Genomic DNA, 19,156 nt, shown 5'->3' with positions numbered 1-19,156 from the left:
CAAATCCCTCAACGGGAAGGCTGCATAGTTCGAGTTAACGTATCCATTAAACGAGGGCAAGGTCAACTACCCGCACGTGCGAAATTATTAGTGTGGGCGGAAAGGGGTTCTTCGCCCCCTATGAGGCGATTCTCAAGGCATGCGAAGTGCCGTATGCCGTAATCGCAGATCGCGATTACTTGAACCAACTGGGAACGGCTGAAATCAAGGCGCTGTTTACTCTGAATGAGCAGGAAATCAAGACAGATGTCGTAGACAATCCTAAGAGCACAGATGGCGACTCGTTAGCTAACCGGCTCGAGGAGGCTATCGCCTCAGGTTCAATAGATGATTTGCGAACACTTTGGGAGTACATAAAAGGGCGGCGACGTAGATTGCGAAGTGACTTGACTGAAGATGAGCAGCGCTCGGTTAATGATTTCGTAAGGTCAAAAAGAGAGGATTATCTCTTTGTCCTGTCGAGGGGGGATCTAGAGTCATATCTTCCAGAAGGTTACAGATCGAAACAGCTTGATAAGCTCATCCGGTTCATCGCAACGGATTTCTGGCAGCAATTGGCAGAGTTCGCAAAAGAAGAACTCATGATCATTGCCGAAAAGGTCAAGGCATTATGAGTACCCGCATTACACAACAAGAACTCGAAAGCTACCTTTGGGGCGCAGCCGCTTGAAGACCTGGACGGCGACAGTGTCCGCCGCGCAACCAAGGTGCTGAGCGACGGCCTGATGGAATGCCTGCCGCGCTGCTGCGTCGTCCAGCACCGTGAGGTCCTTGGGCGCGACGTAGCCGGAATAGCACGACGCGCTCTGTCGGAACACGTCGGCCTGACGGGCGTTCAATGCCTCCTCGAACAGTGCAGGCTCATGGAGGTGAAGCCACAGCGCGCGTTCATATTGATTCGGGATGGCGGCAAACGCCGTTTTTTTCAGCGTCGCCGAAGATGTCCTGACTGATGCCTTCGATGACGTCCTGCCCGGCGCCGTCCGACAGCAGCACGATGCGCTCGGCCACTTCCTCGATCTTCTGGCGCTCGCTCACCGTCAGGGTCGACAGTACCGACTCCATGACGGCGCGCTGTTCCTGCTTGCCCTGCTTTTTGTCCAGTTCCGGCATGGCCAGACTGAACTCCCCCACCATGAATTCACGGAAGACTGCCGGCGGCAGGTGGCCGAGCAGCTTGGACAGATTTTCAGCATCGTTCATCGACATTCCCCCTTTGCAAGGTTTTGATTGGGTTGGCACCAGCCCAGGCCCCCGTCTTCTTGTTGGGGATTTCAGACCGATAACGTTCGGTGTACCGAACGATTCAGATTATTTCCGGTCGGATAGTGGTTTGTCAAGCAGGTACAGTTTTGTTCGGTGTAGTGGTATCATTTTTGGATTGAAGCAGACGAATGAGGAGAAAACGGTGCCATCCCCCCTGGGCGACAAGATCCGTGCACTGCGCAAGCAGAAAAAGCTCAGCCTTGAACAATTGGCCGAGCTGACCGAGTCCAGCAAGAGCTACATCTGGGAGCTGGAAAACAAGGACGATCCGAAGCCGTCAGCAGAGAAGATCGGAAAGATCGCCGCTGTGCTCGAGGTCACCACCGAGTTCCTGCTCACGGAGTCCTCGGCCACGCCGGACGAGGCCGTGCTCGATGAAGCGTTCTTCCGCAAGTTCAAAGCCATGTCCGAGCCGGACAAGAAGAAGATCCGCAAAATCCTCGATGCGTGGGAAGACGAATGACGGATGCGAAGAGGCCCATGGCCGAGGCCAACCGCATCTCGAAGATGCTCAACGCGGTGCTTGGCACCGAACGATTTCCGGTGAAGGTCGACGAGCTGGCGCTGGAGTACTCGCATCAGTGTTTTGCAGATTCGCCGATCGACAAGGTTCAGGGAGAAGACCTGGACGATTTCGACGGCATGTTGGCGGCCAACAAGTCGCGCTCGAAATGGCTGATCCTCTACAACAGTGCAACAGCCTCGGAAGGTCGGAAGCGTTTCACCATTGCGCACGAGTTTGGACACTACCTCCTGCACCGCCACCAACAGGATCGCTTCGAGTGCGGTGGCGACGACATCGAAACCGGGGACAACAATGGGCGCGACATCGAGGCCGAATCCGACTCGTTCGCCTCGACCCTGTTGATGCCGCTGGATGATTTCCGGCGCCAGGTGGATGGGCAGCCGATCAGCTTCGATCTGCTGGGTCACTGCGCCGAACGCTACGGTGTTTCGCTGACAGCCGCCGCCTTGCGCTGGACCGAAATCGCTCCGAAGCGCGCCGTGTTGGTGGCCAGCCGGGATGATCACATGCTGTGGGCCAAGTCGAACGAGGCAGCACTTCGGTCCGGCGCTTACTTCGCCACCCGCAAGAACACCATCGAGTTGCCTCGCCAGGCGCTGGCTCACAGCTACAACGGCTGGGACGCAGGCGATCAACAGACGGGCCGGGCACAGAGCTGGTTTCCACGCGAACCCGCAAGCATGCCCGTCACCGAAATGACCCGGGTGGCGGGGCAGTACGACTACACACTGACGCTGCTGTTGATGCCCGACGCCGAATGGCAGCGGCCTCGGCATGAGGATGAAGAGGCTGAGGAAGACACCTTCGACCGATTCATCCGCAACGGCCAAAACCCGGTGCGATAGATCATGAGCGCGCACAAATGGCAGTTCAGTTCCCGCTTCCGCCGTCACGCCTTCGGCTGGCGATCTGACACGCCGATTCAGCGTATCAAGGAAGCCCTCGCGGAAATCAAGCAGTTCGCGCGCAAGGAGCCGCTGCTCGCGGCCGAGGGTGCCGTGACCCTGCTGGAGAAGCTCTCGCCAGCGCTGGAGCAGGTCGACAGTTCGTCGGGCGCCCTGGGTTCGGCGGTCAATAAGGCCATCGAGACCTTGGTGCCGATCATTGCCAAGGTTGATGTCGAACCGCGCGTTCGACAGCATTGGCTCGAACGCCTGTGGCAGGCCTTGCAGGACGACGAGATTCCCTACATCGAATCCCTCGGGGAGCACTGGGGTGAGTTGTGCGTCACGCCGGAAATGGCGCTCGCGTGGGTCGACGAGTTCTTGCCGCTGGTCGAACACGTCTGGAGTCCCCGCTCCTCCGGCCACGGCTTTTTCAAGGGCACGAGCGCATGCCTGGCTTCGCTGTATGCCGCCGGCCGCCACGAACAACTGCTGGCGCTGCTGGAGCGCGCGCCCTTCAAGTGGTGGCACGACCGCCAGTGGGGCGTCAAAGCACTGGCAGCGATGGGGAAGAAAGCGGAGGCGGTTCGATATGCCGAGCAGTCACGCGGTCTGAACGACCCGGGCTGGCAGATTGCCGAGGCCTGCGAAGCCATCCTGTTGTCGTCGGGCATGGCAGAGGATGCGTACCGGCGCTATGCGATCGAAGCCAATCAAGGCACGACCAACCTTGCCACCTTTCGCGCCATCGCCAAAAAATATCCGGGCATTCTGCCGGAACAGATCCTGCGCGATCTGATTGCCAGCACCCCAGGCGCTGAAGGCAAGTGGTTCGCCGCCGCAAAGGATGCCGGCCTGTTCGACGTTGCCATCGAGTTGGTCACCCACAACCCGACCGACCCGCGCACACTGGCGCGCGCAGCCAGGGATTTTGCCGAGAGTCAACCGGAGTTCGCTGTCGCCGCCGGCCTTGCGTCACTACGCTGGATTTCGCTCGGTCACGGCTATGACATCACCGGCCTCGATGTGCTCGACGCCTACTCGGTCGTGATGCAGGCGGCATCAAAGGCCGGGGCGGATGCTCAACAGATCAGGGCGCAGATCAGGAACCTGATGTCGTCCGCGCCCGTGGGCAACCAGTTCATGAAAACGGTCCTGGCCCATCATTTGCCGGGCTGATTCGCGCGCGGTTTGGGCTCTGGCGACACGGCGTTTTGGCTGCGCCGATACTGCGTATTCGCAGCGGCCCGCACCAGTACGCCCGCGCCCGAAACTCCCTCATGGTGTCGGTCAGCGTTCGTCCGGAGAATTTCGCTATTCAAGCGAGTTTGACGGAGAGGACCGACACCGATGCATGCAATCAACCAAGTACCACCCAACCGGATGACTCCCGAACAGCGTCGGCGCGAGCTCGCGTCGTTGCTGGCAAATGGGATCGCGCGCCTTCGACTGGCTGACCATCTCCGGTCCGCAGATAGTGCTGAAGATAGCGAAGTTTTACTTGGCTTTCATGGCAACCAGAGCGTTCATTCAGACACCGTCAACAACACAAAAACGGAGTCCTGATGAGAACGAATACAAGCACCTTCACCACGCCACCCTCGGTGGCTGCGCAGATCGCACGACTGCCCGAGCTGGCTATGCCGGAAATCAAACATCTCTGGCAGCGACTCTTCGGCGGCGATACGCCCACCCACAACCGCCAGTTTCTCGAGCGCCGCATTGCCTACCGCCTGCAGGAGATGGAGTTCCGCAAGGTCGATGCAGGCCTGCTGGAGCGCAACAAGCGCCGGATCGCATCCTTGATCGAGACCGGCAAAGTCAAGAAGCGCGATCGCGACTACCGACCGGCAGCCGGTACCGTGCTGACCCGTGAGTACCAGGGCGTTGAGCACCGCGTGATCGTGACCCAGGACGGCCAGTACGACTTCCAGGGCCGGATGTACCCGAGCCTGTCGATGATCGCCCGCGAGATCACCGGAACACGCTGGTCCGGGCCGCTGTTCTTCGGGCTCAAGGTTCCCGCCACATCCAAGACGAAGGCGACGAAGGGAGCGCGGCGATGAGCGAAGTTTTGAAGCGCCGTATGCGCTGCGCCGTCTACACGCGCAAGTCCACCGACGAGGGACTGGACCAGGAATACAACTCCATCGACGCCCAGCGCGATGCCGGTCATGCCTACATTGCTAGCCAACGCGCCGAGGGCTGGATTCCTGTCGCCGATGACTATGATGATCCGGCGTTCTCCGGCGGCAACATGGATCGTCCCGCACTCAAGCGACTGATGGCGGACATCGAGGCCGGCAAGATCGATGTGGTCGTCATCTACAAGATCGACCGCCTGACACGCAGCCTTGCCGACTTCTCCAAGATGGTCGAGGTGTTCGAGCGCTACGGTGTGTCCTTCGTGTCGGTCACCCAGCAGTTCAACACCACCACGTCGATGGGGCGGCTGATGTTGAACATCCTGCTGTCCTTCGCCCAGTTCGAGCGCGAGGTCACCGGCGAGCGCATCCGCGACAAAATCGCCGCCAGCAAGCGCAAGGGCATGTGGATGGGTGGTGTACCGCCGCTCGGCTACGACGTCGAGAACCGGCGGCTAGTGCCCAACGAACGCGAGGCCAAGCTCATTCGGCACATCTTCCAGCGTTTCGTCGAACTCGGCTCCGGGACGCTGTTGTTCAAGGAGCTGAAGCTGGACGGCGTGACCTCCAAGGCGTGGACCACGCAGGACGGCAAGACCCGCGAAGGCAAGCCGATCGACAAGGGGCTGATCTACAAGCTGCTCAATAACCGCACCTACCTCGGCGAACTGCGCCACAAGGAGCAGTGGTACCAGGCCGAGCACCCGCCCATCATCGACCGCGCGTTGTGGGATCAGGTGCACGCCATCCTGGCTACCAACGGACGGGTGCGCGGCAATGCCACCCGGGCGACTGTGCCGTATCTGCTCAAGGGCATCGTATTCGGCAACGACGGCCGGGCCTTGTCACCGTTTCACACCACCAAGAAGAACGGCCGCCGCTACCGCTATTACGTGCCGCAGCGCGAGAACAAGGAGCACGCGGGCGCATCGGGGCTGCCGCGACTTCCGGCCGCCGAACTCGAATCCGCCGTGCTGGACCAGCTGCGCTCGATCCTGCGATCGCCGACTCTCTTGGGCGACGTCCTGCCGCGCGCCATCGAACTGGACCCCAGTCTCGACGAGGCCAAGGTCACGGTCGCCATGACGCGGCTCGACACGATTTGGGACCAGCTGTTTCCGGCCGAGCAGACCCGCATCGTCAAACTGCTGGTCGAGAAAGTGATCGTGTCGCCCAACGATCTTGAAGTGCGACTGCGGGCCAACGGCATCGAGCGCTTGGTGCTTGAACTGCAACCGGCGGGTGTTGCCCAGCCCGAGGAGGCCTTGGCATGAGTGAGATCCGCATCCACAAGACGGGCGAGCCCGACATCATCGAGGCCAGCGATGGCCGACTGACCTTGTCGGTGCCGATCCAGATCAAGCGGCGCAGCGGGCGCAAGCTGGTCACGCTGCCCAATGGCGAAACAGCCAAGGCCAGGCCGTGGGATACGGCGGCCACGCCGCTGCAACTGGTGCTGGCCAGGGGGCACCGCTGGCTGGCCATGCTGGAGTCGGGCGAGGCCAAGTCCCTCAAGGAGATCGCGGCTCTGGAGGGGATCGACAACAGCTACGTGAGCCGGATGGTCAACCTGACCACGCTGGCGCCGGACATCGTTGCCGCCATCCTGGACGATGCCATGCCGAACCACGTCACGCTGTTCGACCTAGCGGTCGATCCGCCGGCGCTGTGGGACGAGCAGCGAAGCCGGCTCGTGTAGACCGGTCGCTACGCATATTCGCGCGCCGATTAAAAAAGCGAGAAAATCTTTCGGTTCCTGCGGCTCCTTGCGACCCCGATCGGCCCTACGGCCTCTCGGATTCCCAGTCACAAAGCTGACGATCAGACATACATGCGGATGCCGGACGCCCCGCCTCATTGATAGCCATCAGCAGCAGTGGCTGCTTCAAGGTTGATCAACATGGCGAACGGTATGGGGCGAACAGACTTTGCCCTGCCGAAGGTCAGCAGCAAACGCCGTACGTCGTTCCGTTCGAAGCCTCTGACAGGCACGGAAAGCTCGACGTGCCCAACCAAGCGCAGCGCATCCGGCATGTCGGCCAACTCGCCTTGCATGGCCTGGTGCGCCTTCGCAAACTGCAGTGCGATCTGCTCGGGCTGTTGCGCGCCGCTTGATTGTTGAACCCCGTCGACAAAGCGCCGCAGCACTGCCTTCATGCTCCCGAAGCGCCCGCCCTGCAGCGTCTCGTAGAGTGTCTGCGCGTTCATGTCGATCGGGAAGTTGACGACCCGCAGGCTGTCCACTACGGGAGTCCATGCCGTGTTTGGCGCTCGGTCTGCTTGCTGGGCATGCGTGTGCAGCTGCTGCCAATGCGCCTCGACGTCCGTGTAGATGGCCGAGCCGGTAAGTGATGCAAGGTACATCGCCGACTCCAGACTGTAACCCTTGAAGTACAGGAATTGCGCACCTGACTCTCCCGGCTCGATGGGCTGCAACAGTGCGTACGGGTCCGCCGCGAGCTCTGACTTCATGTACGCGATGACGGAGTCGATCTCCGCATCCGAGGCTTCTGGCATGTGCTGACGCATTGATCGTCTCAGCGAGCTCTCCGGCAACTGCCGCATGAGCCGTTGGTGATCGTCTTTGGCCAGCGCCTCCAGCCGACCCGCGCTCTTTCGGTCCGGCTTCCAGCCCGCAGTGCGCTGCTCCGCCATTTGAAGCGCCGACATGCCGAACTGCGAGTTGAAGTCCCCTGGGTCGGGAATGAGGTGCACATAGCCGGCCCGGATATAAGGCTCCAGCAACAACAATAGAAGCACGTTCTTCAGCGTCTGTGCCCTGTGCTGTGAGGGAGATTTCGTTGGGCTGAACTCTGGCTTGATGCGTAGAGGGTTGATGAAGGGGTGGGCGAGAATCACCTGGTCGAAGTATGGAAGCCATCCAAGGACCGTCGCTTCGACCGTGCGTGGATCGGACGTGCCCAGGTAGACAGCCCGAAACGTGCCATTCCTAGGCCTGGGCAATAGCTCCGACAGGTCCGTGTCCTCTGGCCAAAGGCTGGCGAACGCCTCGTGGATGCGCTTGACCTGTTCGTCGCTCAGCTCACGCCGGACATCGTCCCAGGTCTTCCCCGACTTCAACCCCAAGGTGTCCTGCACGACATGGCAAAACATGAGATTGCGTTCGCGAATGCCGTAGACATCCCATGTTGGGCGGTCGGCTGAGGGCAGATCCTTGCAGCAATGCTTGAACTTGCGGCCGCTTCCGCAGCCACAGAAGTCGTTGGGACCAAGGCCAGTCTTGCGCTTCTTGCGTCGCAGGTATTCGTGGGCACCAGAGGTGCGTCCAAAGGCGTCTTGGTATTGCGTTGAGCCGTCGGCGTGCCCGACGTAGATCTCACCGCCAAATCGCCAGAGGTCGTCTCTTGGCAGCAGCACTTGCGCGATGTCTTGCCATGCGCCGGTGAACGACTTCTCTGGATACAGCCACTCCTTGTTGGACGCGGCCAGGTATCTCCGTGCACGGCTCTTGAGCAGGTGGTTGATGGTGGTGATTTCGTCTCGCGAGAGCTTGCGAGTGCGAATGAAAGCATCCGTGCGCACGAGACTCTGCCCACGATACCTAGCGTGAGTTCGGGGCGCCGTGAGGTTGCCTGACTTCGGGGCCTGCGCGTATTCCAAGTGCGTCAGAATGAGGCAGGTGTTGGCGTCGAGCACAAAGACCGTCTGCGAGCCTACCCATTCAATGGACGGGTCGTCCGGGTACGCGCACTCGGGTGACGTCGGAGGAGCCGCTGCGTTGTAGATGGTCACCGGGTGGTCGCTCACGATGAACTTAACGTCGGACTCTTCGGCTGAGACGATTTCGCGCACCCCTTCGGTCCACATTGTGCAGTGCATGAACCGCAGACCTTGCATTTCCCTCATGAGCTGCAGCTGGTCGAGCGACGAGTAGCGCGATTTGATCCAGTCCAAGCCCTTGGGAGTTCGCAACTTCTGAGCATCCAGGTATTCGAAGAAGTCCTGGAACGTGTCGTGCATCGCCGACAAGTCTCCGCCGGCAAATGCGCGGACTGCCTTGGTGCCCCTGACGTCGATGGAGCCGAAAAGGAACTTCTCGACTTCGTCGTTCACCACCGTGCCGAAATGCGTCGAGTAGAGGTCGTACTCGTAGAAGCAGTTTTTCGGTCCCCACCTGTGCGCGGCGTTCATCGGCACAGTTCGACCATCCGGCAGTATCTTCTGCTCCGGCGACGTGTCGAGGTAGTGCAGATGCGACTGACCAGACTCGAGGAAGCCGCGTTGGTACCACTGAGGTACGTAGTGATTGTTCCTGGTCACTTGGTCAGGCATTGAACCCTCCACGTTCATCGCTGTGGCAGCGGTTGTTGTCGGGCGAACCTGATCATGACAGCGCATTCCGCTGCAGCGCCTGAAACAATGCTGGGTCGTGCGCGGCCAGGTTATCGATTTTTCTCCAAGCGTAGAAGCTGGACGCAGCTATGTTGACTTTGCCGTGGTATTCCTTGAGCAGTTCTTCAATCGCGCTCATGGGTCAGGCCAACTCGCGCAGGTAGGCACCGGTCACCCGAAGGTTTCCTTGCCGATCGAAATTCTTGGGATCGGCGAGCGCGGCGCGCACGCCGTCGAGGATGCTGCCGCGAAACTTGTCGAAGGTCTTCAGATAGACGGCGTCGTCTTCGGTGCCGCTATGCCGGCCGAGATCTTCGATCGCCTCGCGGCTGAGGAACACCGTCACTTCCTTGCCTTGCCATTCGATCGTGAACGGCAATCCGTCCCACTTGGTCATCGTCGTCGGCCGGCGGACCAGGTTCGGGCGGTTCGCGATCAGCCGTACCCCTGGACCGCCTTCCACAGTGCCGGGCAAGAATTCGATGCCAGCGTTCTCCAGCGTGCGGCGGACCGCAGCGGCCGTGCCGCTGTCGGCTGCGCGCTTCTGGCTTTCGAGGTCGCGGACCGACGTGAGCGCCACGTCGGCGGCTTTGGCGAGTTCATCCTGCGACCAGTCAAGTAGTGCTCGGCCGGCGCGGATCTGCGCTGGGATGATGATCATCTTCTGCATGGTTTCCCCTTTGGATGGGTTGAAACATGCTGTTAGTTTATAGGCCAAATACGCCTATTGCAAGATAGTCTAAAAACGACAACCAACCCGTCATTGCCTCCGGGCAGTTTCCTTCGCCTACCGATGATGAAAATCAACCGCTTGAATAGTCCGCGCGTAACTTTTTGATTTGTAATGGGTAGCATGGCGGCCTTTGCGGACTTCGGGCGTTTCGCAAAGAGCGATGCCGGAGAGAAGAAGAGCTGGGAGAGAGTGGAAAGCGGCCATGAACTGACCACTGGGCCAGCCTACGAAGTCCGCAGGCATTCGCAGGAAGCCGCGCTAACACGCGGGAACCGGCGCGATCGGGCAAGAAAAAACCCCAACCGAGAGTGGTTGGGGTTTCGATATTGGTGGAGCCGGCGGGAGTTGAACCCGCGTCCGCAAATCCTCCACTACAAGTTCTACGTGTGTAGTCGTCTTATTTGGTTTTAACGGCCATTGTCGGGAAGGGACACCCTACGACAGCCGCGAGTTGCTTGATTTAGCCACTTGCATCGCAACCCTGCATGCAGCGATCCGATGTGCGATGATCCCACCGCAGGTTTGACCCTGCCCAGCCCATCGGCAAGCTGGTGTGAGATCTAGCGAGCGATTAAGCTGCTAGAGCAAACTGTTCGTCGTTTGCGTTTACTGTTTTTCAGATGGATTTACGAGGTAACTGATCCTCGACACGCCCTCAATAGCTTTGCAATCCACGTCGAAACCATGGCGGCCCCAGAGAGCTTTCCAGTATAAGCCCTGAGACTTATTGTTGCAATGCAATCCAGGTTTTGATGTCCAAAGGATGGTCACAAATGTGGTCGGCATTCCAGGCGTCGATGTCGCTGGCGATGTAACCGTAACGCACGGCCACGGTCTGCATTCCTGCCTTTCGACCTGAGACCACGTCCCTTTCGTCGTCGCCGATCATGACGCAGCGTTCCGGCGACACACCGATGCGGCTTGCAGCCAGCGTGCAGGGAAGGGGGGAAGGCTTGGGTTCCGGGGCGGTGTCGCCCCCCACCAAGGTTGAGCACTGGTGAAAAACGTTCAATTGCTTGATCAGCAATTCGGCCAGATAGTATGGCTTGTTGGTGACGATACCCCATTGGATGCCCGAACGCTCGAGCCATTCCAGAAGCTCATGTACACCCTGGTACACCCTGCTTTCGTGCGCGATGCGGCTTTCATAGTGGGCAAGAAATTCCTGACGCATGGCCTGAAATTCGGAGTCTGTTGGCTGTAGCCCGAACCCTTTGAATAACAAAGCCCTTGCCCCGCCAGAGGCAAGGTGTTCCATTTCTTTCAATGGCGTAATTTCAACCCCACGTTGCCGCTGCATGTCTTGTATGGTGCCGCACAGGTCGGGTGCGGTGTCCACAAGTGTTCCATCCAGGTCGAACATGACTGCGCGAATTGCCATGGGATTATCCTGGCTTTCTGCAAGCAATCATGTAATTGACATCGGTGTTTTTGGCCAGGCGGTAGACTTTGGTGATTGGGTTATAGACCAAGCCGATGATTTCGGTGAACTCGAGCCCTGCATCGCGAGTGGCCTTCGCCAATTCGGAGGGTTTGATGAACTTTTCGTAGGCATGTGTGCCGCGTGGCAAGAGGTTCAGAATGTATTCGGCGCCGACAATTGCGAAGACAAAGCTCTTGGGGTTGCGGTTGATGGTTGAGAAGAACAACCAGCCACCAGGCTTGCACAAGTCAGCACAAGCCTTGACCGTTTGTTTGGGGTCCGGGACGTGTTCCAGCATTTCAAGGCAGGTCACTACGTCGAAACAGTTTTGCTGTTCACCGGCCAGCTGCTCTGCAGAGATCATTCGGTAGTCAACCTGTGCGCCACTCTCGAGTTTGTGCAACTCAGCAACCTTCAGTGACTTTTCTGCCAAATCAATGCCCAGAACGTCGGCACCTTTGTGCGCCATGCTTTCGGATAGAATGCCGCCGCCGCAACCCACATCCAGAACCTTTTTGCCCTTGAGGTCTGCCCTTTCATGAATCCAGTTCAAGCGCAAGGGATTGATTTCGTGAAGAGGACGAAATTCGCTGTTGGGATCCCACCATTTGCTGGCCAGTGCGGAGAACTTGGCCAATTCAGAGGGATCAACGTTACCGGGTGCTGCTTGGTTCATGGGTGATGCTCGGTCAGATTGGGAAAGCTTCAAGTTTACCCGACTAAGCCAGTCTGACGAAAATCAGAATAAAAAAAAGCCCAGCATAAGCTGGGCTTTTTATTCCAGAAAACCGGAATTACTTCACGACTTTCTGTGATGCGCTGAATTCGATTTCAACGCGGCGGTTCTTCGCACGGCCTTCGCGAGTCTTGTTGCTTGCGATTGGCTGTGATTCACCCATGCCTTCAACCTTGATCAGGTCGGCTGGAACGCCTTTGCTGACCATGTAAGCTTTCACAGCTTCTGCACGACGCAGTGACAGCTTCTTGTTGTAGGCTTCAGTACCGATTGAGTCTGTGTGACCGATGGCGATTACACCCTTCAGATCCACGTCGCCCAGCTTCTTGATTTCCTGGTCGATGCGCTCTTTGCCTTTTGGCTTCAGGGTGGCCTTGTCAAAGTCGAAGTAAGTGTCGGCAGACAGGTCAACCTTGGTTACTACAACCTTTGGAGCAGGTGCTGGTGCTGGGGCAGGTGCTGGCGCAGGTGCTGGTGCAGGAGCCACTACTTTCTTTGGCAGCAGGTCAGGATCGCATTCCTGAGTGGCCAAAGCAGCGGTGAAGTAGCTTGTTCTTACGCACTCACCGAAACCTGAACGAACGATGTTGTTGCTTGAGTCAACTACATAACCAGCTTCGCCTTCGCCTTTGCTGGTTGTGTGAGCCATGGCGGCTGTTGACGCTGCACCGATAGCCGCAGCTACCAGAACTTGCGTAAGGGTCGACATTTTTTTCATTGTTGCTCCTTGGGGTTAATTAAAGTCATAGTTGGGAATAAATAACGGGTACACCAAACAGGTGGTTTACATACCCACACCAACTTACTGTAAGCGAGTCTGCCATACTCGCGTTACTTTTCGCATGGTTTGGCTCACTAATTGTGATGATTTTCCTACAAGTTGTTGCGATTCCACAACTCGTTTCCCGTTGACCCAAACATGCGCCACATCACGCGCCGAGCCACTGTACACCAGTTTTGAGACGAGGTTGTGAAGGGGACTTTGGTGGGGTTTCTGGTCGAGTTCGACCGCAATCAGGTCGGCCTTGAAACCGGCGGAGATTCGGCCTGTCACGCTTTCCAATCCCAGTGCCTTTGCTGCGCCATTGGTGACGCCAAGCAGTGCCTCGCTGGCTGTCCAGGCGGTTGCATCCATAGAAGCGCCTTTGCACAGCAAGGCGGCCAGACGCATCTCGTCCCACATGTCGATTTTGTTGTTGCTGGCAGCACCGTCTGTACCCACCACCACGTTGACTCCGGCTTTCAAGGCTGTAGAGATGGGTGCAATCCCAGAGGCCAATTTGAGATTGGACGCCGGGCAGTGCACCAAGCTGGCACCCGCTTTGCTCATTTGAGCCAGCTCGCTGTCGTTGAGATGCACGCCGTGGACAGCCATGAAACGTTCGTTGATGACGCCGAGTTTGAGCAGTCTGTCGAACGGCCTGACGCCGTTCCTGCTGACCGCGTCGGTGACCTCGCTGGCCGTTTCGTGCAGGTGGCAGTGAATGGGCAGATTCAATTCTTCAGCGAGGCTGGCAAGCCTCAGAAAAGTGTCGTCGGACACGGTGTAAGGCGCGTGCGGCGCCGCTGACCAATGCACCGTCGCCTCGTTCAGGGTTTTGTCTCTGGCGGCCAAGCCCAGTTCGATGTACTGATTGGCATCCGAGGCATAGCGGGTGGGAAATTCAATGACTGTGATGCCCGCAACCACGCGAATTCCAACGTCAATTGCAGCTTGCACGACCTGATCGGGGTAAAAGTACATGTCATTGAAAGTCGTTGTTCCGCCAAGCAGCATCTCTGCTGCCGACATCACGGTGCCGTCGTAAACAAACTCCTGATCCGCGTGGGCACCTTCCAAGGGCCAGATGCGGGTTTGAAGCCAGTCATGCAGTGCTAGGTCGTCGGCGATGCCTCTGAACAGGTTCATGGCGGCATGGGTGTGGCAATTGATAAGGCCAGGCATCAAAACCTGATCTGGCAATTCAATTTTTTCTGCTTCAGGGTATTTGGCCAGCAAGGTGAGGGCTGGGCCCACCTCGGCAACGCGTTCGCCATCGATTAAAACAGCATGATTTTCAAGGACTTCAGTGTTTCCGTCCAGGCATAGCAGCAGTCTGGGAATCAAGAGTTGCATAGGGTCAATCTAGTTGAATTGGAACGCACCATTGCGAGCCGTCCTGCTGATTTTGGCTGATACAATCAAGAGCTTGCAAGTCGCGCTGTCATTTAAAGAAAAAACAAAACATGGACTCTTTCGCAAAAGAAACCCTTCCCATCAGCCTTGAAGAGGAAATGCGGCGGTCTTACCTCGATTACGCCATGAGCGTGATCGTCGGTCGAGCCCTGCCTGATGTTCGAGATGGTTTGAAGCCCGTGCACCGGCGCGTTCTGTTCGCCATGCATGAGTTGAACAACGATTGGAACCGGGCCTACAAAAAATCGGCCCGTATCGTGGGTGATGTCATCGGTAAGTATCACCCTCACGGCGATTCTGCTGTGTATGACACCATCGTTCGCATGGCCCAGGACTTCTCATTGCGCTACACCCTGGTGGACGGCCAGGGTAACTTCGGCTCGATTGACGGCGACAACGCAGCGGCCATGCGATATACCGAAATTCGGTTGGACAAAATTGCCCATGAAATGCTGCACGACATCGACAAAGAGACTGTCGATTTCGGCCCCAACTACGATGGCAGTGAAAAAGAGCCCAAGGTGCTGCCAGCCCGCTTCCCCAATCTGCTGGTCAATGGCTCTTCTGGCATTGCAGTGGGCATGGCAACCAACATGCCTCCGCACAATCTGCGCGAAGTGGTGGGCGCTTGTCTGTTTGCAATTGACAACCCCGAATGCACCATCGACGAATTGATCGAAATGATTCCGGCGCCCGATTTTCCGACAGCCGGCATTATTTACGGTATCGCAGGGGTTCGTGAAGGCTATCGCACTGGCCGTGGGCGTGTCGTCATGCGCGCCAAAACCCACTTTGAAGAGCTGGACAAGGGAAACCGCAGCTCAATCATCGTGGATGAGTTGCCCTATCAGGTCAACAAGAAGAGTTTGCTGGAGCGGATTGCAGAACTCGTCTCTGAAAAGAAGATTGAAGGCATTTCCGACATTCGCGATGAGTCTGACAAGGACGGCATCCGCGTTGTGATCGAGCTCAAGCGTGGTGAAGTGCCCGAAGTCATTCTGAATAACCTGTACAAGAACACGCAGCTGCAGGACACATTCGGCATCAACATGGTTGCCTTGGTGGATGGTCAGCCACGCTTGCTGAATCTCAAGCAGCTGATCATGTACTTCCTGCAACACCGCAGGGAAGTGGTCACACGCCGCACCGTGTTCAACTTGCGCAAGGCGCGAGAGCGTGGCCATGTGCTGGAAGGTTTGGCGGTGGCATTGGCCAACATCGATGAGTTCATCGCCATTATCAAGGCAGCGCCAACACCGCCAGTGGCCAAATCTGAACTGATGGCTCGTTCATGGGACTCTTCCCTGGTGCGAGAAATGCTGAGTCGAACCGACTTTGAGGGTGCTGGTGGCATGAAAGCCTTCCGGCCTGAAGGTTTGCCCGTGCGATTTGGTATTCAAGACAATGGCTTGTATTGCCTGAGCGAAGTGCAGGCGCAAGAAATTCTGAACATGCGTCTGCAACGCCTGACCGGGCTTGAGCAGGAAAAGATCATCGGTGAATACCGAGAGGTGATTGACCTGATTGCCGATTTGTTGGACATTCTGAGCAAGCCCGAACGCATTAACCAGATCATCAAGGACGAGCTGACCGCAATTGTCAACGAGTTTGGCGATGAGCGGAAATCGCAAATCGAGTTCAACGCAACTGAACTGGGCACTGAGGATCTGATTACCCCGCAAGACATGGTGGTCACCCTGTCTCATTCCGGTTACATCAAGAGTCAGCCACTGACCGAATACCGCGCGCAAAAGCGGGGCGGGCGAGGCAAGCAGGCCGCTACCACCAAAGAAGACGATTGGATCGACTACCTGTTTGTGGCCAACACCCACGACACCATTCTCTACTTCTCCAACGCGGGTCGGGTTTACTGGTTGAAGGTATACGAGGTGCCACAAGGATCGCGCACCTCCAGGGGGCGCCCCATCATCAACATGTTCCCATTGGCCGAAGGCGAGAAAATTACCGCAGTTCTGCCCGTGAAAGAATTTGAAGATGAGAAATTCGTATTCATGGCCACCAGCCTGGGTACCGTCAAAAAATCACGTCTGTCTGATTTTTCACGGCCCATGAAGCGTGGAATCATTGCCTGTACCCTGGACGAAGGCGATTACCTGATCGGTGCGGCCATGACGGACGGCAAGCACGACGTCATGCTGTTCTCTGACTCAGGCAAGGCAGTGCGTTTTGATGAAAATGACGTGCGCGCCATGGGCCGAAACGCCCGAGGTGTAAGGGGTATGAACCTTGAGGACGGTCAGCGGGTGATCGCCCTGTTGGTGGCGGAGTCTGAGGACCAATCGGTGCTGACCGCCACTGAGAATGGATATGGCAAGCGCACACCTGTTGCAGAGTACACAAGACATGGGCGTGGCACCAAGGGCATGATTGCAATCCAGACCTCCGAGCGCAACGGTCGCGTGGTGTCGGCGGTGTTGGTCAATCCGACGGACGAGATCATGCTGATCACCACTGGTGGTGTGTTGGTGCGCACGCGTGTGGCTGAAATTCGCGAAATGGGTCGCGCCACTCAGGGCGTAACCCTGATCTCCGTCGATGAAGGAACGCGCCTGTCCGGTCTTCAGCGTATTGTTGAATCGGATGTGGGTGAAGAGGGTGAATCAAGCGAGTCTGATGACTCAACAGACAGTGAGGCGTAAGCACTGAAACCATGAGCAGAGTTTGGAATTTTTCGGCAGGACCCGCCACCCTCCCGGAAGAAGTGCTGAAACAGGCCGCTGAAGAAATGCTGGACTGGCGTGGAAAGGGTCTCTCGGTGATGGAAATGAGCCACCGTAGCCCCGAGTACACCGAGATCTTCGAGCACGCCAAACGCGGTCTTGTTGACTTGTTGTCCATTCCAGAGACACACGATGTACTTTTCATGCAGGGCGGTGCCGTGGGCATGAATGCGATCGTTCCCATGAATCTGCTCCGTGGGTTTGACGCTGCAGCCTTTGTCAACACCGGTTCCTGGTCCAAAAAGACCGCCAAAGAATTTGCCAAATATGGCCGTGCAGATGTCGTGTTGTCCAACGACGCCGATTTGGGGCAATTCAAGGCAGGCTCTTATGTGCCTGACTGTGGCGCATTGGTCGACTCACTCAAGTCCAAAAAGTACGCTTATCTTCATTTTTGCGACAACGAAACGATTGGTGGGGTCGAGTTCAACGGTCAAATTGAGCAAATTGCTAGCCAGCTGGCTTTCCCGGTTGTCTCTGACATGTCATCCAACATTCTCTCCCGTCCGATCGACTGGAATTGCCATGGGTTGGTATACGGCGGCGCCCAGAAAAACATCGGGCCTGCTGGGGTGACTTTGGTGGTCATCGAAAAGCGCTTGCTGGGGCGGTCGATCGACCATTGCCCCTCCGCTTTTGAATTTGCCACTGTGGCCGAAAACGGGTCGATGTACAACACTCCACCCACCTATGCCATTTACATTGCGGGTCTGGTCTTTGATTGGCTCAAACGCAAGGGCGGTGTGGCCTGGGCGCAAGCCGAGGCGCAGCGCAAGTCTGCCTTGCTTTACAAAACCATTGACGACAGTCAGTTTTACACAAGCCCTGTCCGGCCAGAAGACCGTTCAAAAATGAACGTCCCGTTTGTGTTGGCTGATGAAAGTCTGAATGCCCGGTTTTTAAGTGACGCCGCGAATCGCGGTTTGGTGCAATTGAAAGGTCACAAATCGGTAGGCGGAATGCGTGCGTCGATCTACAACGCCATGCCCTATGAAGGCGTACTGGCTTTGACCGAGTTCATGCGCGAATTCGAAAAAGAGGTGGCCTGATGACAGAACCCAAGATTTCAGGCGATTTACTCCAGTTTCGGGATCAAATTGACGCCATTGACCAGCAGTTGCTGCAGTTATTGAATGAGCGTGCCCGTCTTGCACAAGCCATCGGGCATGTCAAAGCGAAAACAGATGCTCCCGTCATGCGCCCTGAGCGAGAGGCCCAGGTTCTGGACAAATTGAACGCCAGCAACACGGGTCCACTGAATGTCGGGCACATCAATCTGCTGTTTAAACAGATTATGTCCGCTTGTCGCTCGCTGGAACGGGAGGTCCAGGTCGCCTTTCTGGGGCCTTTGGGAACCTACAGTGAACAGGCGGTTTGGCGCTTTTTTGGGCATTGTGTGGTTGCCGAGCCCGTTGAAAGCATTGAAGAAGCGTGTCGACAGGTGCAGGCAGAGATCACCGATTTTGCAGTGGTGCCCGTTGAGAATTCGACAGAGGGCTCGGTTGCGCGCACGCTGGATGCCCTGGTGGGCTCAGATTTGTTGATTTGTGGCGAGGTACTCTTGCCTATTCATCATCAGCTGCTGTGCCAAACCGGCTCCCTGGAGGGTATTCGGAAGATTTGCGCCCATCCTCAGGCGCTCGCTCAATGCCGTAACTGGCTGCGCCAGTACGCACCGGGTATCGAGCAAGAGGCGGTTTCCAGCAACGCCCAAGGCGCCAGCATGGCCCAACAGGACGCCACCATAGCGGCCATCGCCGGTGAGGCGGCCAAAGACCGATACCAATTAAAGGCATTTCAGGAACACATTCAGGACGATGTCAACAACACCACGCGTTTTCTGGTGCTGGGTCGGCAGGCCACAGGCCCGTCCGGGGCAGACAAAACGAGTCTGGTTGCGTCGGTGCCCAATCAGCCTGGTGCTGTCTACAAAATGCTCGAGCCTTTCAATGCTGAAAATGTGTCTCTGACGCGTCTGGAATCGCGACCCGCCAAAACGGGCAAGTGGGAATACAATTTTTTCATCGATTTGCAGGGCCATCAAACCGACGCTGCGGTAGCGCGTGCACTTGATCAGCTTAAAAGAACAACGTCCTTTCTCCGTGTGTTGGGTTCTTACCCCGCGGCGCAGAGGGACGTGAAGGCCTAACCGACAACCAATCTGAATTGAATCT

19 protein-coding genes and 1 other RNA gene are annotated in these 19,156 nt (G+C 57.3%); 10 read left to right on the top strand and 10 right to left on the bottom strand.

From position 1 onward, the window contains the following. Positions 1-83 precede the first annotated feature (83 nt). Positions 84-614 (top strand): hypothetical protein, encoded by a 531-nt coding sequence (locus QQJ87_RS05815; RefSeq protein WP_348534576.1) that lies wholly within the window; start codon positions 84-86, stop codon positions 612-614. 9 nt (positions 615-623) lie between these two features. On the opposite strand, the gene QQJ87_RS05810 is transcribed toward QQJ87_RS05815, so the two are convergent. Both QQJ87_RS05810 and QQJ87_RS05805 read right to left on the bottom strand, forming a co-directional pair. Then, entirely contained in the window at positions 624-839 is a 216-nt protein-coding gene (locus QQJ87_RS05810; protein WP_284280510.1) for a hypothetical protein, read from the bottom strand. 49 nt (positions 840-888) lie between these two features. After that, positions 889-1,203, bottom strand: a complete 315-nt coding sequence (locus QQJ87_RS05805) for a hypothetical protein (RefSeq protein WP_284280509.1) — start codon at positions 1,201-1,203, stop codon at positions 889-891. A gap of 205 nt (positions 1,204-1,408) precedes the next feature. Between QQJ87_RS05805 and QQJ87_RS05800 the strand changes: the two genes are divergently transcribed. The 6 genes from QQJ87_RS05800 (at position 1,409) to QQJ87_RS05775 (ending at position 6,519) form a co-directional block, all read left to right on the top strand. Continuing rightward, positions 1,409-1,729: a helix-turn-helix domain-containing protein gene (locus QQJ87_RS05800; protein WP_188469092.1), complete on the top strand. Its 321-nt coding sequence runs from the start codon at positions 1,409-1,411 to the stop codon at positions 1,727-1,729. A gap of 17 nt (positions 1,730-1,746) precedes the next feature. Further along, positions 1,747-2,637, top strand: a complete 891-nt coding sequence (locus QQJ87_RS05795) for an ImmA/IrrE family metallo-endopeptidase (RefSeq protein ID WP_284280508.1) — start codon at positions 1,747-1,749, stop codon at positions 2,635-2,637. 3 nt (positions 2,638-2,640) lie between these two features. After that, positions 2,641-3,855, top strand: coding sequence for a hypothetical protein (locus tag QQJ87_RS05790; RefSeq protein WP_284280507.1), 1,215 nt, complete (start codon positions 2,641-2,643; stop codon positions 3,853-3,855). A 386-nt stretch (positions 3,856-4,241) separates the two neighbouring features. Continuing rightward, positions 4,242-4,742: a DUF2924 domain-containing protein gene (locus QQJ87_RS05785; RefSeq protein ID WP_284280506.1), complete on the top strand. Its 501-nt coding sequence runs from the start codon at positions 4,242-4,244 to the stop codon at positions 4,740-4,742. Next, positions 4,739-6,094, top strand: coding sequence for a recombinase family protein (locus QQJ87_RS05780; protein WP_284280505.1), 1,356 nt, complete (start codon positions 4,739-4,741; stop codon positions 6,092-6,094). Before QQJ87_RS05785 ends, QQJ87_RS05780 begins: the two co-directional genes overlap by 4 nt. Continuing rightward, positions 6,091-6,519: a LacI family transcriptional regulator gene (locus tag QQJ87_RS05775; protein ID WP_284280504.1), complete on the top strand. Its 429-nt coding sequence runs from the start codon at positions 6,091-6,093 to the stop codon at positions 6,517-6,519. Before QQJ87_RS05780 ends, QQJ87_RS05775 begins: the two co-directional genes overlap by 4 nt. Before the next feature lie 155 nt (positions 6,520-6,674). On the opposite strand, the gene QQJ87_RS05770 is transcribed toward QQJ87_RS05775, so the two are convergent. The 8 genes from QQJ87_RS05770 to QQJ87_RS05735 all read right to left on the bottom strand — a co-directional run bounded on the left by QQJ87_RS05770 (position 6,675) and on the right by QQJ87_RS05735 (position 14,181). Next, positions 6,675-9,113: a DUF4238 domain-containing protein gene (locus QQJ87_RS05770; RefSeq protein WP_284280503.1), complete on the bottom strand. Its 2,439-nt coding sequence runs from the start codon at positions 9,111-9,113 to the stop codon at positions 6,675-6,677. 52 nt (positions 9,114-9,165) lie between these two features. Continuing rightward, entirely contained in the window at positions 9,166-9,312 is a 147-nt protein-coding gene (locus tag QQJ87_RS05765) for a hypothetical protein (protein ID WP_284280502.1), read from the bottom strand. Positions 9,313-9,315: 3 nt separating this feature from the next. Continuing rightward, the gene (locus QQJ87_RS05760) at positions 9,316-9,843 is read right to left on the bottom strand and encodes a helix-turn-helix domain-containing protein (protein ID WP_284280501.1); all 528 of its coding nucleotides are present in this window, start codon (positions 9,841-9,843) and stop codon (positions 9,316-9,318) included. Between the two features lie 390 nt (positions 9,844-10,233). After that, positions 10,234-10,601, bottom strand: a transfer-messenger RNA (tmRNA) gene (gene ssrA / locus QQJ87_RS05755). Positions 10,602-10,630: 29 nt separating this feature from the next. Beyond that, entirely contained in the window at positions 10,631-11,287 is a 657-nt protein-coding gene (locus QQJ87_RS05750) for an HAD family hydrolase (RefSeq protein WP_284280500.1), read from the bottom strand. A gap of 4 nt (positions 11,288-11,291) precedes the next feature. Then, positions 11,292-12,005: a bifunctional 2-polyprenyl-6-hydroxyphenol methylase/3-demethylubiquinol 3-O-methyltransferase UbiG gene (ubiG, locus tag QQJ87_RS05745; RefSeq protein WP_284280498.1), complete on the bottom strand. Its 714-nt coding sequence runs from the start codon at positions 12,003-12,005 to the stop codon at positions 11,292-11,294. Between the two features lie 118 nt (positions 12,006-12,123). Further along, complete coding sequence (gene ompA, locus QQJ87_RS05740) at positions 12,124-12,783, bottom strand: outer membrane protein OmpA (RefSeq protein WP_284280497.1); 660 nt, start codon at positions 12,781-12,783, stop codon at positions 12,124-12,126. An 84-nt stretch (positions 12,784-12,867) separates the two neighbouring features. Continuing rightward, positions 12,868-14,181 (bottom strand): amidohydrolase family protein, encoded by a 1,314-nt coding sequence (locus QQJ87_RS05735; RefSeq protein WP_284280496.1) that lies wholly within the window; start codon positions 14,179-14,181, stop codon positions 12,868-12,870. 110 nt (positions 14,182-14,291) lie between these two features. On the opposite strand from QQJ87_RS05735, the gene gyrA reads away from it, so the two are divergent. From gyrA to pheA, 3 genes are read left to right on the top strand one after another with little or no spacing between them, the layout of a single operon-like run. Beyond that, entirely contained in the window at positions 14,292-16,901 is a 2,610-nt protein-coding gene (gene gyrA, locus QQJ87_RS05730; RefSeq protein ID WP_284280495.1) for a DNA gyrase subunit A, read from the top strand. Between the two features lie 11 nt (positions 16,902-16,912). Then, positions 16,913-18,031 (top strand): 3-phosphoserine/phosphohydroxythreonine transaminase, encoded by a 1,119-nt coding sequence (gene serC, locus QQJ87_RS05725; RefSeq protein ID WP_284280494.1) that lies wholly within the window; start codon positions 16,913-16,915, stop codon positions 18,029-18,031. Then, positions 18,031-19,131 (top strand): prephenate dehydratase, encoded by a 1,101-nt coding sequence (gene pheA / locus QQJ87_RS05720; RefSeq protein WP_284280493.1) that lies wholly within the window; start codon positions 18,031-18,033, stop codon positions 19,129-19,131. Before serC ends, pheA begins: the two co-directional genes overlap by 1 nt. Positions 19,132-19,156: the final 25 nt, after the last annotated feature.

The organism is Limnobacter litoralis, from assembly GCF_030160455.1.
In the GTDB taxonomy this organism is placed as follows: Bacteria; Pseudomonadota; Gammaproteobacteria; order Burkholderiales; family Burkholderiaceae_B; genus Limnobacter; species Limnobacter litoralis.
Note: the sequence above shows the minus strand (reverse complement) of the source record. Positions and strands in the feature narration are given on the sequence as shown.